Origin of the sequence: Streptomyces sp. NPDC007971 (genome assembly GCF_042958635.1) — a bacterium.
In the GTDB taxonomy this organism is placed as follows: domain Bacteria; phylum Actinomycetota; class Actinomycetes; order Streptomycetales; family Streptomycetaceae; genus Streptomyces.
Genome location: NZ_JBIBJK010000012.1, coordinates 1 through 15937, shown reverse-complemented (window position 1 = coordinate 15937; position 15937 = coordinate 1). Strand labels below are relative to the sequence as shown.

The window sequence follows — 15937 nt, the reverse complement described above, 5'->3', positions numbered from 1 at the left end:
GGCTAGCGGATCTCCAGGATCTTCTCCCGCATCGCGTAGACCACGGCCTCCATCCTGGAGTGCAGCTGCAGCTTCTCCAGGATGTTGCGCACGTGGTTCTTCACGGTGTTCTCCGAGATGAACAGCTCCTTGGCGATGTCCCGGTTGTTCATGCCCGTGGCGACGAGCTTGAGGACCTCCAGCTCGCGGTCGGTCAGCCGCGGCGCGGGCACCAGCCGCCGTTCGTCGGTGCGCTGGATCATCGACTTGAACTCGGTCAGGAGCTTGGACGCCATGGAGGGGCTGATCTGCGACTGCCCGTCGGCGACCGCGCGAATGGCGGTGGCCACCTCGTCCGTCGAGATCTCCTTGAGGAGATACCCGGTGGCACCCGCCTTGATCGCGTCGTAGAGGTCGGCTTCCTCGTCGCTGATCGTCAGCATGATGATCTTCGCGCTGGGGGCGACCTCCTTGATGGAGGTGCAGGCCTCGATCCCGCCGCGCTTGGGCATCCGCACGTCCATCAGCACGATGTCGGGCAGCAGGTCCGCGGCCTTGTCGACGGCCTCGGCACCGTCGCCCGCCTCGCCGACGACCTGGATGTCCTCCTCGGCGGCGAGCACGATCTCCAGGCCGCGACGGAAGAGGGCGTGGTCGTCCACCACCAGGACCCTGATCGGCTCCTTGCGCGCAGAGCCCGTGTCCGGGCCCATGCCGATGACACCGTCGTCGGCATCCGCGTCTCGCATCGGTCCGAAGGTGTCCGCCATCGTTCCTCCCCCTGAAGGCTGTGGCCTGTGGTCCTGTGCCATCGCCAACCCAAGGCAACGACCCACCGGTTGGGCCGGTGCGGCCATGATTTCATGCCCGGACGTCGCAGCGGTGACGTGCGGGGCGCGAAGTGGTCGCACACCGGTGCCCCTGGGGGCGCACACGCGCTCCAGGGGCACCGGCTCAGCTTCGGGCCGGGCGGGTCAGCCGCCCAGCGTGCCACCTGCCGCGGGGGGCTGCGCCTCGGCGACCATCGGGTCCGTGCTGAGGTGAATGACGCCGTAGTCGTAGGCGTGTCGCCGGTAGACGACGCTCGGTTCCTTGGTCTCGGAGTCGACGAACAAGTAGAAGTCGTGGCCGACCAGTTCCATCTCGTAGAGCGCCTGGTCAAGGCTCATCGGGGAGGCGACGTGCGTCTTCTCGCGGACGATCAGGGGACCTTCGCCCTTGACCTCCAGCGAACCGATCTTCCTGGTCGGCACTCCGTCCGTCTCTTCGTCGTGGACGGGGAGGCCGTTGCCGTTGAGCGTCGCCGCGCCCGGGACATGGTCGGGAACCTCGGCGGCCGAGATCCGCCGTGCGCCGCGGCGCGAGAACCGCTTGTCGTGCTGCTTGCGCAGCCGGGCGTCCAGCTTCTCCGCCGCCAGGTCGAGTGCCGCGTACGGATCGCTGGCCGCCGCCTCCGCCCGGATCACCGGACCGCGGGAGCGGAGCGTGATCTCCACTCGGTCACAGCGGTCGGCCTGACGGGGGTTGGGCTCCTTGGACACCTCGACGTCGAGGCTGATCACCTTGCCGTCGAGCTTCTGGATCTTCTCCAGCTTCAGCTTCTCGGCCACGTGCTTGCGGAACCGCTCGGGCACCTCGGTCTTGCGGCCCTTGACGACGATGTCCACGCAGAACTCCGTTCCCGGATCACTCCGCTCCATCGGCGGAGCAACTCCCTTTTGCACCCGGCTCCGGTGAGCCCCGGAACCTCGGACTCGGTGACTTCCACCTCCTCCTCCCCCATGGGCAAGATCTGCACCCCAGCGCCGCGGTGATTGCGGAAAACCCACGGCACAGCATTCGGATATGAGAGGTGTGGCCTGCGCCTTTCCTCACAACCGAACATATCTCGCCCGGACGGATGTCGTCACCCTCTACTGCGGCGTACCTCCGTTCAGGTGAATTGACCCTCTCGCTACCTGCAACGATGCAGGTTCCCTCTCAGTTCCTGTTTATTTCGAAAGAATCCCGAGGACCGGCGACCACGGCTGCGTGAAGGGCCCCTCCGGCGGCATTCGGTGCCACCCTTTCCGGTGCACCATGCACCCACTTCCCGCTCTCCTCCCGCGCTCCGGCCCATCGTTCCTCCCTTCCTTCCCGAGTTCCACGCCCGTACACGGCCGTTCCCCCATCCCGGTGCGATATGGCCGCTTCGCGCAGGGCTCGTGCCGCCTCCGCGAGGCTCGCCCCCGTCGTGATCAGGTCGTCGACGAGTACGACACGGCCCTCGGTGAGCAGCCGCGCCCCGCCGGCCGTCACCTCCAGCGCACCCGCGAGGTTCTCCAGGCGCCGCCGCGCATCGAGCCCCGCTTGGTCCGCCACGGCCCGCCGCTGCCGCAGCACCGCGACCACCCGGGCCGGTGTCCCGGTGCGCCGCAGCTCCCCGGCCGCCGCGCGCGCCATCCGCCGTACCGGATCGTGTCCGCGTGCCCGGACGGCCCACCGGGCGGAGGGCACGGGGACCAGCAGCACGGTCCCGGGCCCCGTCGGTACCGCCCGCCCGCCACCGCGCCCGGCCGGGCCCAGACCCGCGCGCACCGCCCCCGCCAGAGCCGCGCCCAGGGCTCCCGTGAGCGCCAGGGCACCGCGCTCCTTGTGGGCGAGGAGGAGCTGCCGTACCTGCAGCGCGTAGGGAGCGGCCGCGTGCACCACCGGCAGCCCGGGCGGCTCCGGCAGCGGCCGTACCCGCCGCGGCGGGGCTGCGCCCAGGGCCTCGCGGCACCGCGCGCAGAGCACCGTACGAGGTGCCCCGCAGCCTGCGCACTCGGCCGGCAGCACCAGGTCGGTGAGGTCTTGCCACCACCCCCGCATGCCCACCACTGTGCCAAGGCCCGCGAGGCCCGGCCACCCCTGTGGAAAACACCCTGTGGACAGCGGGGAGCACCGCTCGCCGCGACTCACTCACAGGAGTGACGGGCGTAGGAATCCCGGGGAAACCCGCCCGAACAGGCTCAGCGCCCGAGCAGGTCCAGCGTCCGCGCAGGCTCTACGCGCCTACGCCGGAGCGATCCTCGTGCCCGAGCGGTCCCTGTCCCCGAACCGGCCCCACACGCCAACGCCGAAGCGATCCTCGTGCCCGAGCATCCTCGTTGCCCGAGCAAGCCCGTTGGGCCCCGCCAGGCGGGATCCGGCCCCGTCCTCAGCCCCGATGAGACCGGCCCCCGCGCCTCGGCCCGGGGACACCGGCCCCGTCCGCAGCCCGGGGAAACCGGCCCTCGCAACCGGCCCTCGTCCTCAGCCCGGATAGACCGGCGCCATCCCGTCCTTGTCGACCTTCTGCCACTGTGCCCCGGACGGCAGCCGTACGATCCCGTCGTCCTTCGAGTAGGCGACCAGCGGCACCCGCTCGTCCTCGGAGGCGGCGATCGCCTTCACGCCGGAGAGGGCGGCGGGCGCCGGGCCGTCCAGTGTGGAGCCGTCGACCTGGACGTAGCGCATCTGGTGGACGCCCTCCTGCTCGAGGCCTGCCACGACCAGTCGGCTGTCCCCGGCCCAGGCCATGGCGGTGATCTGCTCCAGATCGGGGGCGGCCGACCGCAGTTCGACGACCGCGGGGTGCTCGCCCGGCTTGTCCTCGCGCTCGATCCGGCCGATCAGCAGGGACTGCTTGCCGTCCTTCTTCTCCACGACCAGGGCGACCCGCACCCCGTCGGCGGCCACCCGCATGTCCCTGATGCGTCCGGGCAGGTCGGGGATGCCGACCTCCACCGGCTTGCCCGCGCCCTGCTCCAGGACGTACAGCTTCGTCGCCCGAGGATCGCGGTCGGCCACCCACAGGTCGCCACGGACGTCCCAGCTCGGCGTGGTCAGCCGGTCGTCGGGGGTCGCCCCCCGGCTGGTGACCACCGCGTCACCCAGCGAACCGCTCGACGCCATCGAGGCCACGTACATCGACTTGCCCTCGGCATCGACCCCGGCCACGGTGTGCTCGTCCCGCGAGACGGCCACCGACTGCAGCTCCTTGCCGCCCTCCTCGCCCAGGGGACCGGGCACCGGAACGGCGCTGGTCCCCGAACTGCCGGTCGGCAACCGCACCAGCCGGTGCTTGCCGTCCAGGAAGTACAGGAACTCGGGGCTCTGGGCCGAGGCGTGCCAGGCGGTGGACTCGGCGCGCTCCGCGGTCAGGGTGCACAACCGTTGCTTGCCGGGTCCCTGCAGTTCGACGGACTCCAGGGTGGGCGTCAGATTCCGGAGCGTGAACAGCAACTGGGTCGCCATCTCCGTGCACTTGGTCGACCCGATGCGGGAGATGTTGCCGCTCAGCGGCACCGTCAGGCCGTTCTGGTCGTCCGGCGTCAGCCCGGACACGCCCTTCTGCAGGGCCGTACCGGTCGGGAAGCTGGACCTGACCACCGGCTCGAGCCAGCTGGTGGGCCCGGCCAGCAGGGACCGCACCACCTGCGTCATCGGGTCCACCTTGCTGCGGACGAACACCGGGTCGGCGACCGCCACGGGCTGTCCGGTCGTCTCGACCCTAGTGCCGGAGGCGAGGTAGTACTTGTTGACGGGCGTGTAGTTGCGCTGGAAGTCCGACTTGCCCATGACGACACCCCGGGGCAGCGAGTCGATGCGCCACTGACCGCTCTTGGCGTCCTTGGTCAGGTGCACCTTCTTGTTGTAGGCCCCGCTCTCGGGCACGTACGCCTGCCGGGCGTCGACCCGGGCGACCCGGCTGCCCGTCAGGACGTAGGTCAGGCTGTCGATCGGGTCCCGGCCGCCGGGCTGCTGGCCGGACACGACGCTCGGCCCGTTCGCGAGGACGGTGGCCGACGCCTCCGGCCGCCAGGTACGGGCCGCGTCGGCGGTCAGGTACTTGCGGGCCGTGTCGTACTGCGGATCGTCGCTCGTCAGTGCTTCAAGGAAGCCCTGCATGATCTCGCTGGGCTGGGCGTCGTCGGCGGGCGGCATGGCGAACACGCGCACCCCGGTGTCCTGCCGCGGCGTGGACTCGACGTCCCGCAGATCCCCGCTGTCGGGCATCGAGGCGCACCCGGCCAGCAGAACGGCCCCGCAGACGGTGTAGGCCACCGCGCGTCCGGACCGGTGCCGGACGCTCCCCTCGCGGTCAGCGCCCACGAATTGCCTCCCCTGGCTCGGTCGAGTCGTCCGCACCAGCCGGATGCCGACGGCTTTGGTGCGTGTCGTCACCGGCCGAATCCGGACGGCTCTGGTGCGTGTCGTCACCAGCCGGGTCCGGAAGGCCCTGGTGCGTGTCGTCACCAGCCGGATCCGGAAGGCTCTCGTGCGTGTCGTCCGCCTGACCGGCGGCAGGCCTGTCGTCGGTGCGCCGTGCTCCGCCCGCGGGCCGGGACACCACGCGCGCGCCGTTGCCGTGGCCGGGCAGAGCGGTCGGGCCGGCGGAGGATGTGACGGCGGCCAGAGACGACGCCATCGGGCTGCGCGGCGGCAGCGACGGCACCTGACCGCCGGGCTGCACCGGAACGGTCGCCCGCTTCTCCTCGCCCCCGCCGGGCAGACCGGCCTCGTCGAGTCCGCGGTTGCGCCGCGAGTCCTTGGGCTCCAGCGGTATCGGCGAGCCCCGCAACGGCTCGTCCGCGGTCCGCGGCAGCGTCAGCCGGAACTGCGAGCCGCCGCCCGGCTCGCCCCAGGCCTGCAGCCAGCCACCGTGCAGCCGGGCGTCCTCCAGGGCGATCGACAGCCCGAGGCCCGTACCGCCGGTGGTACGCGCGCGTGCCGGGTCGGCCCGCCAGAAGCGGCTGAAGACACGGGTCGCCTCGCCGGGCTTGAGCCCGACGCCGTAGTCGCGTACCGCGACGGCGACCGCTCCGCCCGCGGCGGCGAGTTTGACGACGACGTCCCTGCCCTCGCCGTGCTCGACGGCGTTGACGACGAGGTTGCGCAGCACCCGCTCCAGGCGCCGGGCGTCGGCCTCGGCGACGACGGGCTGCTGGTCGCCGACCACGCGTATCTGCGTGCCCTTGCGCTCGGCCAGCGGCTCGGCCCCGGTGACCACCCGCCGCACGACCTCCCTGAGGTCTATCGGCTCGGCCTCCAGGGCCGCCGCACCCGCGTCGAAGCGGCTGATCTCCAGCAGGTCCGCGAGCAGCGACTCGAAGCGGTCCAGCTGGTCGGCGAGCAACTCCGCCGACCGGGCGGTGACCGGGTCGAAGTCCTCGCGGGCCTCGTGGATGACGTCGGCGGCCATCCTCACGGTCGTCAGAGGCGTGCGCAGCTCGTGCGAGACGTCGGAGACGAACCGCCGCTGCATGCGCGACAGGTCCTCCAGCTGCTGGATCTTCAGCTGGAGGTTCTGCGCCATCTTGTTGAAGGCCTCGCCCAGGCGCGCGATGTCGTCCTCGCCGGTGACCTTCATACGTTCCTGGAGCCGTCCGGCGGACAGCCGCTCGGCGATCCCGGCCGCCATCCGCACGGGTGTGACGACCTGCCGCACCACCAGCCAGGCGATGGCGCCGAGCAGGACGACGACGAAGAGCCCGGCGGTCGCGAGCGTTCCCTTGACCAGGCTCAGGGACTTCTCCTCCTGCGTGAGCGGGAAGAGGTAGTACAGCTCGTAGGGGCGGCCGTTGGGGTCGTTGACCTGCTTGCCGATGACCAGCGCAGGCTGCGACTCCTTGCCGTTGGAGTAGACGATCCGGGTGTAGCTCTGGGCGGCCGTCGTACTGCTGTTGATCCGGTCGCGCAGGTCACCGGGCACGCTGGAGGACGGGTCGACGTTCCCGGAGCCGCGGGGGCTGCGCCCGCCGCCGCTGTCGTCGCCCACGGGCAGCGTCACCACGTCGAAGGCGCCCGCACCACCGCTGGAGAGCGACTCCACGAGGTCGCTCATCCACTGGATGACGTTCTGCGACTGCCGTCCGTCGCTGGTGGCGGCACCGTCACCGGTACCGGTCCCCGCGCTGCTGGCAGCCTCGTCGGCCTTCTGCTTGGCCACGGCGAACCCGCCGGTGGCCTGGCTCTGCGACGCCCTCACCTTCGCGTCCAGCAGGCCGTTGCGCACCTGCCCGATCACGACGAAACCGAGCAGCAGGACGACGCCCAGCGACATCAGCAGGGTCGTCGCGACGACCCGGAGCTGGATGTTGCGCCGCCACAGCCGCATGACCGGCAGGAGCGGCCGGCGCACCCAGCGCATGAACAGCCGAAGGACCGGGCTGCCCTGGACCCCGCCCTGCAGCAGCCCACCCTCGAAGAGGCGTCCCCAGCGCGAACCCGCCGCCGTCCGGCCGACAGGCCGCCCCGGCCGGTCCCCGGACCGGCCGGGAGCCGAAGCGGCACTGTCCCCGGACATGTCAGCTCGGTCCGGCCTTGTAACCGACACCACGGACGGTCACCACGATCTCCGGACGCTCCGGGTCCTTCTCGACCTTGGAGCGCAGCCGCTGGACATGCACGTTGACAAGGCGCGTGTCCGCGGCGTGGCGATAGCCCCACACCTGCTCGAGGAGCACCTCACGCGTGAACACCTGCCACGGCTTGCGTGCCAGCGCAACCAGCAGGTCGAACTCCAGCGGGGTCAGCGCGATCGACTGCCCGTCGCGCTTCACCGAGTGCCCGGCCACGTCGATCATCAGGTCGCCGATGGTCAGCTGCTCCGGCGCCGGCTCCTCCGACCTCCTGAGCCGCGCCCGGATCCGGGCCACCAGCTCCTTGGGCTTGAACGGCTTCACGATGTAGTCATCGGCGCCCGACTCCAGGCCCACGACGACGTCGACGGTGTCGCTCTTGGCCGTGAGCATCACGATCGGCACCCCGGACTCCGCCCTGATCAGGCGGCACACCTCGATACCGTCCCGGCCCGGCAGCATCAGGTCGAGCAGCACCAGGTCGGGCTTGGTCTCACGGAACGCGGCCAGCGCCTTGTCGCCGTCGGCTACGAAAGACGGCTCAAAACCTTCACCACGCAGCACAATGCCGAGCATCTCGGCCAGTGCGGTGTCGTCGTCGACGACAAGGACTCGTCCCTTCATAAACGACATCATCCCATTCTCATAACAGCGACAGGTGCCCTGGTGAGGGAGGTCACTGGCCGGTGACGATAGTCGTAGGAACCCGTCACTGTCTGCCCGGGTCCGCCGACGTCGATGTCAGTCACGGATGTCAGTTACCCAGCGCTACCGCCCAGCCACCACGCCGTAGGCGCCAGGGGTCCGCACAGCACCTGCTCGACCAGTTCGAGCACCTCGTCCGGCGCGCAGAACTCGCCCGGGGCGAGGATGCCGAGGGGACCGCGGAGTCCGAGGCGGATCCGAGGCGGGGTGATGAGTGATGTCCTGCGTTGGACACCATCCGAGAGTGGGTGCATTCGACCAGGCATCTCCCGCTCGACAAAGGACCCAGTACCCGCCGAGGGGTGACCTGTACCAACTGCAGCATCCGGTCGACCTGGTCGCCCCGGAAGCCCCTGACACCGTGGTCGCCACGCTCCAGAAGCTTCCAGTAAAGACCGGCGGCCTCTGAGCCACACAGCGAGACGCCCACGGCGCCGGCGTCCCCTGTCACCGCGCCGCCGAACTCACCGGGATCTCCCGCGCGACCGTGGCCCGTTGGGGCAAGAACGCGGAGCAGGGAATTCCAGGCCCGCACCCGTCGACACCGGGAGCGGCCTCGTCCGATTCGAAGAAGCCGAAGCCATCTCGAATCGATCCGCCCCATCGTCGCCGAAGAACTCTTCCCTACCGACGGGAGTTTCTGCATGCAGGAAGGGGCTCTCTACGAATCCGCCAATGAGCGGTGCGCCCTGCATGACGTGTGATTTTTCATCGGGCAGATGTCAGCCGCTGATGTCACGGCCCCTTCCGCTGCGAACCGCCGCTGCTTCGTCTGCGAACCGCCGCAGGTGGAGGGGCCGTTGCCGTCGACCGGCGCGACATCCTCCCACTAACTGATCGTCACCTGGCGCGACCTGGCACACAGCTCCGCAAGAGCCTCGGTCGTCACGGGGGAAACAGCCCCCTCCTCGGTGACGATCGCCGTCACCAGCTCGGGCGGCGTCACGTCGAACGCAGGGTTGTACGCCTGGGCCCCCAGGGGTGCCACCGGAATCCCGCCTCCCACCCCTGTCACCGGCACCTGGGGTGCTGTGATCTCGGTCACCTCGAAGCCGGGGCGCTGCTCGATCTCGATGGCCGCCCCGTCCGGCGTCTCGGGATCCACCGTCGTCAGCGGCGCCACCACGATGAACGGCACATGGTGGTACCGCGCGAGCACCGCGAGCGGATAGCTCCCCACCTTGTTCGCCACCGAACCGTCGGCCGCGATGCGGTCCGCACCGATCAGCACCGCGTCCACCTCGCCCGCCGCGAACAGCGAACCTGCCGCGTTGTCGGTGAGCAAGGTGTACGCCATACCGTGGCGGGCCGCCTCGTACGCCGTCAGGCGAGCGCCTTGCAGCAACGGACGCGTTTCGTCCACCCACAGCCTGCGCAGCTGCCCCGCCCGGTGCGCGGCGAGGGCCACCGCGAGTGCCGTCCCCTCCCCGCCCGACACCAGCGCTCCGGTGTTGCAGTGGGTCAGGATCCGGTGCCCGCCACCCGGCAGCAGCTCGTCCAGCAGTGCCAACCCGTGGGCGCCCATCCGGGCGCTGGCCTCGGCATCCTCCTGATGCAGCGCGCGCGCCGCGGCCAGCGCGGCAGAAGCCGCCGCGACGGGGTCGCCGGTCCCGGCGAGTGCCGTGCGATGCGCGGAACGAGCCTTGCGCACCCCCACGGACAGATTCACCGCGGTGGGCCGGGCCTCTACGAGGGCCAGCGCGGCCTCCTCCACGTCGAAGCCCCGCGCGGCGGCGAGCGCAACGCCGTACGCCCCCGCGATCCCGAGCACGGGCGCCCCGCGCACGGCGAGCGAACGGATCGCCTCCACCAGCGCCGACGCATCCGTACAGACCAGTTCGACCTCTTCGGCCGGGAGCCTCGTCTGGTCGAGAAGGACCAGTACGGGGCCTTCGGGAGGTTCCTCCCATCGGATCGTAGGTATCTCGGTCGGCCGCTTGTCCTCGCGGGGTTGCGCGTACTGATCAGCCATGCGGTCAGTCTGCCCCGGATACGGCGGACAATTGAAGGAATGCAGCGGCTACCGCGGCCGGTCACTCGATGACCACCCCATGGCACGATGTCTGCCAACCTGCCGCCGCGACCGCGGACGGGCACCGTGAAGGAGCTTCGATGACAGACACTCCGGGCTGGGCCTCGCCCGGATCCGCCCCGTCGTCCGACGGGCGGGAACCCGGCGCGTCCGGCCCCGCCGAGCCCGCCGACCGTCCTGGCCCCGCCGAGCCCGCTGCACAGGCTGGCGCGGACCCGCAGGAGCCGGGCGCGAAGTGGTCGAAGGAACAGCCGCCCGCGGGCCAGTGGTCCGCACCCACGGGAGCCCCGAGCCCCGGCCAGGCCCCACCGCCCCCGCCGCCCGGCCCGGGCTGGGGCGGCCGGCCCCCCGGTGGCCCCGGCGGCTACGGAGGCGGCCCCCACGGCGGCCCTCCCGGCGGTTACGGAGCCTGGGGCGGCCGCTGGGGCGGTCCCCCGCCCGCGGCCAAGCCCGGTGTCATCCCCCTGCGCCCGCTCGGCGTCGGCGAGATCCTCGACGGTGCCGTCTCCACCATGCGCACCTACTGGCGCACGGTCCTCGGCATCTCGCTGACGGTCGCGGTCCTCAGCCAGCTGGGCGCGATCCTCGTGCAGGGCTTCGTCATGAACGACTTCGGCACTCAAGTGTCGTTCGACGATCCCCGCACCACCCCCGGTGACGTGTTCCGCGCCATGGGCACGGCCATGGCGGCCGCCGGTCTGGTCGTGCTGATCACCGCGGTCGGCACCATCGTCGCGACGGCCCTGCTGACGACGGTCACCAGCCGCGCTGTCCTCGGCAGGCCGGTCAGCACCGGCGAGGCCTGGCGGGACGCCCGCCCGCAGGTCCCGAAGCTGTTCGGCCTGCTCTTCCTGCTGGGTCTCATGTCGTTCGGCGTGCTGTTCTGCGGCGCACTGCCCGGGATACTCGCGGCCGTCTCCGGAGCCGGCGACGGTGTTGCCGCCGGGCTGCTCGTCCTGGGCACCCTCGGCGCCATGGTCGTCGTGGTCTGGCTGATCGTCCGCTTCTCGCTCGCCTCGCCCGCGCTGATGCTGGAGCGGCAGAGCATCGTGAAGTCGATGAGCCGCTCCGCGAAGCTGGTGCGCGGCTCCTGGTGGCGCATCCTCGGCATCCAGCTGCTCGCGGCGGTCATCGCCGACATCGTCTCGTCGTTCATCGTCCTCCCGTTCACCCTCATCGCGATGGCTGTCAGCGGCGACGGCATGGTGGGCTTGTTCGCCACCGAGGGCCGGCACATCAGCTGGACCTTCCTGATCATCAGCGGAATCGGCGGCGTGATCGGCTCCATGATCACGTTCCCGATCACTGCGGGCGTCACCGTGCTCCTGTACATCGACCAGCGCATCCGGCGCGAGGCCCTCGACCTCGAACTGACCCGCGCCGCCGGTGTCCAGGGCCAGGGCGTCGGCGCTCCCGGCCCCGTTCCCGGGAGCTGATGCGGTGAGCCTGACGGGGGGAGTTCTCCTGGCGGCACCGGCCGCGCCGGGCGCCGCCGGGGCGGCCGTACGACACCTGCTCGGCTCGGTCGGCACGGCCGTCCTGGCGCTCAGCGGCTCCGGCGACGAACCGCCGGTGACCGTTCCGCGCGATCCCGCGCGGGAGGCGGCACGCCGCGAGCTGTCCAAGCGGATGTACCACGAGAACGACCCCAGTCTGCTCCAGCGCGCCCTGAACGCCTTCTGGGACTGGGTCGACGGGCTGCTCCACACCGCCGCCTCCGCAACCCCCGGCGGCACGGTCGGCCTGCTCGTCGTGGTCCTCTTCGTCGTCGCCGTCCTGGCTGCCCTGTGGTGGCGGCTGGGCACGCCGCGCCGCCGGCCCACCTCCGCCCCCACCCTGTTCGACGACCGTCCCCGCAGCGCCGCCGAACACCGCGCGGCCAGTGAGGCACATGCCGCCCAGGGCCACTGGAACCAAGCCGTCCAGGAACGCATGCGGGCCATCGTCCGCTCCCTGGAGGAACGGGCCCTGCTCGACGTCCGCCCCGGCCGCACCGCCGACGAAGCGGCAGCCGAGGCCGGCCGCACGCTCCCGTCGCACACGGACCGACTGCGCTCCGCCGCCCGGGACTTCGACGACGTCACATACGGCGGACGCACGGCGAGCGAGCAGTCGTACCAACGCATCGCCGAACTCGACCGCGACCTGGAACGCAGCCGTCCGGTCCTCACGAACAGCGCCACCAGCACGGCCCACAACACCCACAAGGGGGCCGCCGAATGACCACCGCGGCCACGCTGCCGACCACCTCGACATCGCCCACCGCCCGTCAGGTGTGGACCCGTACGCGAGGCATCGCCCTCGCCGTCGTGGTCATCCTCGTCGCCGCCGTCGCGATCGCAGCCGTCCGCTCCCAGACCCGGCACGGCGAACTCGACCCGCGCTCCGTCGACCCCTACGGCAGCCGCGCCGTCGCCGAACTCCTCGCCGACCGGGGCGTGTCCACGCGCGTGGTGACCTCGCTCGACGCGGCACGGGCCGCCGCGGGCCCGGACACCACTCTCCTCGTCGCCGTCCCCGACCTGCTGACCGCCCGTCAACAGATCCAGCTGCACTCCGCGACAGCGGCCTCCGGAGGACGCACCGTCCTCATCGCCGCCGGCAGCTGGTCCGTCGAGCGGCTCGCCCCCGGGGTCACCGCGGACCCCGCCACCAGCGCGGGCTCGACCCTCGCACCCGACTGCGCCCTGCCCGAGGCGCGGCGCGCGGGCAGCGCCGACACCGGCGGCATCCGCTACACCACCACCCGCCTCGATGCAGTCTCCTGCTACCCCAGCGAGCGCCTCGCCACGCTGCTCCGCGTCCCGGCAGCCTCCGGGGGCGGCGACACCGTCGTCCTCGGCTCGCCCGACATCCTCTACAACAAGCGTCTGGACAAGCAGGGCAACGCCTCGCTCGCCCTCCAACTCCTCGGCTCCCGCCCCCATCTGGTCTGGTACCTCCCCTCCCTGTCCGAGAACTCGGTCACCGACGGCGGCGACCGGAAGAGCATCTTCGACCTGCTCCCGTCGAGCTGGCTCTGGGGCACCCTGCAGTTGTTCATCGCCGCCGCCCTCGCCGCCTTCTGGCGGGGACGCCGGTTCGGCCCGCTCGTGTCCGAACGGCTCCCCGTCGCGATCCGCGCCTCCGAGACCGTCGAAGGCCGGGCCCGCCTCTACCGCAAGGCCAACGCCCGCGACCGCGCGGCCGCCGCTCTTCGCTCCACCACCCGCACGCGCCTCGCCCCCCTCGTCGGCGTCCCCGTGGCCCAGGCGCACACGCCCGAGGCCCTGCTCCCCGCCCTCTCCGCCCACCTGCACGGAGACGGACCGTCCCTGCACGCGCTCCTCTTCGGACCGCCGCCCGGCGACGACGCGGCCCTCATCGCACTCACCGATCAACTCGACGCCCTCGAAAGTGAGGTACGCCGTCCATGATGGACCCGACCACTGACAACGCCGGGAACACAGGGGACTCGGGCGCCGCCCGGGCCTCCCTGGAGGCCCTGCGCACCGAGATCGCCAAAGCCGTGGTCGGCCAGGACCCCGCCGTGACCGGCCTCGTCGTCGCCCTCCTGTGCCGCGGACACGTCCTCCTCGAAGGAGTCCCCGGAGTCGCCAAGACGCTGCTCGTGCGCGCACTCGCGTCCACCCTCGAACTCGACACCAAGCGCGTCCAGTTCACCCCCGACCTGATGCCGAGCGACATCACCGGCTCCCTCGTCTACGACACCCGCACCGCGGAGTTCTCCTTCCAGCCCGGCCCGGTCTTCACCAACCTCCTCCTCGCGGACGAGATCAACCGCACCCCGCCGAAGACCCAGTCCTCCCTCCTGGAGGCCATGGAGGAACGCCAGGTCACGGTCGACGGCACGCCGCGCCCGCTCCCGGAGCCGTTCCTGGTGGCCGCGACCCAGAACCCCGTCGAGTACGAGGGCACCTATCCCCTCCCCGAGGCCCAACTCGACCGCTTCCTCCTGAAGCTGACGGTCCCTCTGCCCTCCCGCCAGGACGAGATCGACGTCCTCACCCGCCACGCCTCGGGCTTCAACCCGCGCGACCTGCAGGCCGCCGGCCTCCGCCCGGTCGCCGGCCCTGCCGACCTCGAAGCGGCCCGCGCCGCCGTCGCCAAGACGACCGTCTCGCCCGAGATCACGGCCTACGTCGTGGACATCTGCCGCGCCACCCGCGAGTCGCCCTCCCTCACCCTCGGCGTCTCCCCGCGCGGCGCCACCGCCCTGCTCGCCACCTCACGTGCCTGGGCCTGGCTGACCGGCCGCGACTACGTCACCCCCGACGACGTGAAGGCTCTCGCCCTGCCCACCTTGCGCCATCGGGTCCAGTTGCGCCCCGAGGCCGAGATGGAGGGCGTGACCGCCGACTCCGTCATCAACGCCATCCTCGCCCACGTCCCGGTCCCCCGCTGATGGCGTTCACCGGACGCGCCGCCCTTCTTGCGGCCCTCGGCTCGATCCCCGTCGGCATCCTGGAACCCGGCTGGACCGGCATCCTCGCGGTCAACGGCCCACTGGCCCTGGCCTGTGCCTGCGATTTCGCACTCGCAGCTCCCGTACGACGCCTCGTGCTGACCCGCTCCGGCGACACCTCCACGCGGCTCGGCGAGACCGCCGACGTCACGCTCACGATCACGAACCCGTCCCGCCGCATGCTCCGTGCACGCCTGAGGGACGCATGGCCGCCCAGCAGCTGGCAGTCCGGCACCGAGATCGAGAGCTCCCGGCACCGCGTCACCATCCCGGCCGGCGAGCGTCGGCGCGTGACGACTCAGCTGCGCCCCACCCGCCGCGGTGACCGCCAGGCCGACCGCGTGACGATCCGCTCCTACGGCCCCCTAGGCCTCTTCTCGCGCCAGGGCGCCCACAAAGTGCCCTGGACAGTACGGGTTCTGCCCCCGTTCACCAGCCGCAAGCACCTGCCCTCGAAACTCGCCCGATTGCGTGAACTGGATGGCCGCACCAGCGTGCTGACCCGCGGCGAGGGCACCGAATTCGACAGCCTGCGCGAGTACGTTCCGGGCGACGACACCCGCTCGATCGACTGGCGCGCCACAGCACGCCAGTCCACGGTCGCCGTCCGCACCTGGCGCCCCGAGCGCGACCGCCACATCCTCCTCGTCCTCGACACCGGCCGCACGTCGGCCGGCCGTGTCGGCGACGCCCCGCGTCTGGACGCATCCCTGGACGCGGCTCTGCTTCTTGCAGCGCTCGCCTCGCGCGCCGGCGACCGCGTGGACCTGCTGGCCCACGACCGCCGGGTCCGCGCCCGGGTCCAGGGCCGGGCGGCCGGAGACGTCCTTCCGTCCCTGGTGAACGCGATGGCAACGCTGGAGCCGGAACTCGTCGAGACCGATGCCCGTGCCCTGACGGCAACCGCACTCCGCGCGGCTCCTCGACGCTCCCTGATCGTGTTGTTCACGACGCTCGACGCTGCGCCGGTCGAGGAGGGCCTGCTGCCCGTGCTCCCGCAGCTCAGCCACCGCCACATGGTTCTCGTCGCAGCGGTTGCCGACCCGCACATCGCGCACATGGCGAAGGCCCGGGGAAACACAGATGCGGTGTACGAAGCCGCTGCGGCAGCGCAGGCACAGAGCGAACGGCAGCGCACCGCGGAGCAACTCCGTCGTCACGGGGTGACGGTCGTGGACGCCACACCGGAAGACCTGGCCCCGGCGCTTGCGGATGCCTACCTGGCTCTGAAGGCGGCCGGCCGACTCTGATCCACCGTTGCCGCCCCATTCGCCTCCCCTTTCGGGGAAAAACCCTGGAACGCAGAAAACCCCCGCATCCAACGATGCGGGGGTTTTCCCAAAATTTGTTCGGCGGCGTCCTACTCTCCCACAGGGTCCCCCCTGCAGTACC

Annotated in this window: 12 protein-coding genes; 5 read left to right on the top strand and 7 right to left on the bottom strand. The window is 71.4% G+C overall.

What is annotated here, in order from left to right:
• Positions 1–2: 2 nt before the first annotated feature.
• From ACFZCP_RS24995 to mtnA, 7 genes are all read right to left on the bottom strand, one after another.
• On the bottom strand, positions 3–749 hold the full coding sequence (locus ACFZCP_RS24995) for a response regulator transcription factor (RefSeq protein ID WP_361117909.1): 747 nt from the start codon (positions 747–749) through the stop codon (positions 3–5).
• Between the two features lie 204 nt (positions 750–953).
• Positions 954–1646, bottom strand: coding sequence for a ribosome hibernation-promoting factor, HPF/YfiA family (gene hpf / locus ACFZCP_RS24990; RefSeq protein ID WP_391430804.1), 693 nt, complete (start codon positions 1644–1646; stop codon positions 954–956).
• Between the two features lie 313 nt (positions 1647–1959).
• Positions 1960–2829, bottom strand: a complete 870-nt coding sequence (locus ACFZCP_RS24985) for a ComF family protein (RefSeq protein WP_391430105.1) — start codon at positions 2827–2829, stop codon at positions 1960–1962.
• A 423-nt stretch (positions 2830–3252) separates the two neighbouring features.
• A complete protein-coding gene (locus tag ACFZCP_RS24980; protein ID WP_391430103.1) occupies positions 3253–5094 on the bottom strand; it encodes an LpqB family beta-propeller domain-containing protein in 1842 nt (613 codons plus the stop codon).
• Positions 5084–7288, bottom strand: coding sequence for an MtrAB system histidine kinase MtrB (gene mtrB / locus ACFZCP_RS24975; RefSeq protein WP_391430101.1), 2205 nt, complete (start codon positions 7286–7288; stop codon positions 5084–5086). The genes ACFZCP_RS24980 and mtrB overlap by 11 nt, the downstream gene beginning before the upstream one ends.
• A 1-nt stretch (position 7289) precedes the next feature.
• The gene (gene mtrA / locus ACFZCP_RS24970; RefSeq protein ID WP_391430099.1) at positions 7290–7979 is read right to left on the bottom strand and encodes a two-component system response regulator MtrA; all 690 of its coding nucleotides are present in this window, start codon (positions 7977–7979) and stop codon (positions 7290–7292) included.
• An 898-nt stretch (positions 7980–8877) separates the two neighbouring features.
• The gene (gene mtnA, locus ACFZCP_RS24965; protein WP_391430096.1) at positions 8878–10020 is read right to left on the bottom strand and encodes an S-methyl-5-thioribose-1-phosphate isomerase; all 1143 of its coding nucleotides are present in this window, start codon (positions 10018–10020) and stop codon (positions 8878–8880) included.
• 140 nt (positions 10021–10160) lie between these two features.
• On the opposite strand from mtnA, the gene ACFZCP_RS24960 reads away from it, so the two are divergent.
• The 5 genes from ACFZCP_RS24960 to ACFZCP_RS24940 are packed head-to-tail and all read left to right on the top strand — an operon-like array spanning position 10161 to position 15795.
• Positions 10161–11516 carry a hypothetical protein gene (locus tag ACFZCP_RS24960; RefSeq protein WP_391430094.1) on the top strand — a complete coding sequence of 452 codons (1356 nt, stop codon included), beginning with the start codon at positions 10161–10163 and terminating at the stop codon, positions 11514–11516.
• A 4-nt stretch (positions 11517–11520) separates the two neighbouring features.
• Positions 11521–12303 carry a DUF4129 domain-containing protein gene (locus tag ACFZCP_RS24955; RefSeq protein ID WP_391430092.1) on the top strand — a complete coding sequence of 261 codons (783 nt, stop codon included), beginning with the start codon at positions 11521–11523 and terminating at the stop codon, positions 12301–12303.
• Positions 12300–13496: a DUF4350 domain-containing protein gene (locus tag ACFZCP_RS24950; RefSeq protein WP_391430090.1), complete on the top strand. Its 1197-nt coding sequence runs from the start codon at positions 12300–12302 to the stop codon at positions 13494–13496. Before ACFZCP_RS24955 ends, ACFZCP_RS24950 begins: the two co-directional genes overlap by 4 nt.
• Positions 13496–14485: an AAA family ATPase gene (locus ACFZCP_RS24945; RefSeq protein WP_391430801.1), complete on the top strand. Its 990-nt coding sequence runs from the start codon at positions 13496–13498 to the stop codon at positions 14483–14485. The genes ACFZCP_RS24950 and ACFZCP_RS24945 overlap by 1 nt, the downstream gene beginning before the upstream one ends.
• On the top strand, positions 14485–15795 hold the full coding sequence (locus ACFZCP_RS24940) for a DUF58 domain-containing protein (RefSeq protein ID WP_391430088.1): 1311 nt from the start codon (positions 14485–14487) through the stop codon (positions 15793–15795). The genes ACFZCP_RS24945 and ACFZCP_RS24940 overlap by 1 nt, the downstream gene beginning before the upstream one ends.
• Positions 15796–15937: the final 142 nt, after the last annotated feature.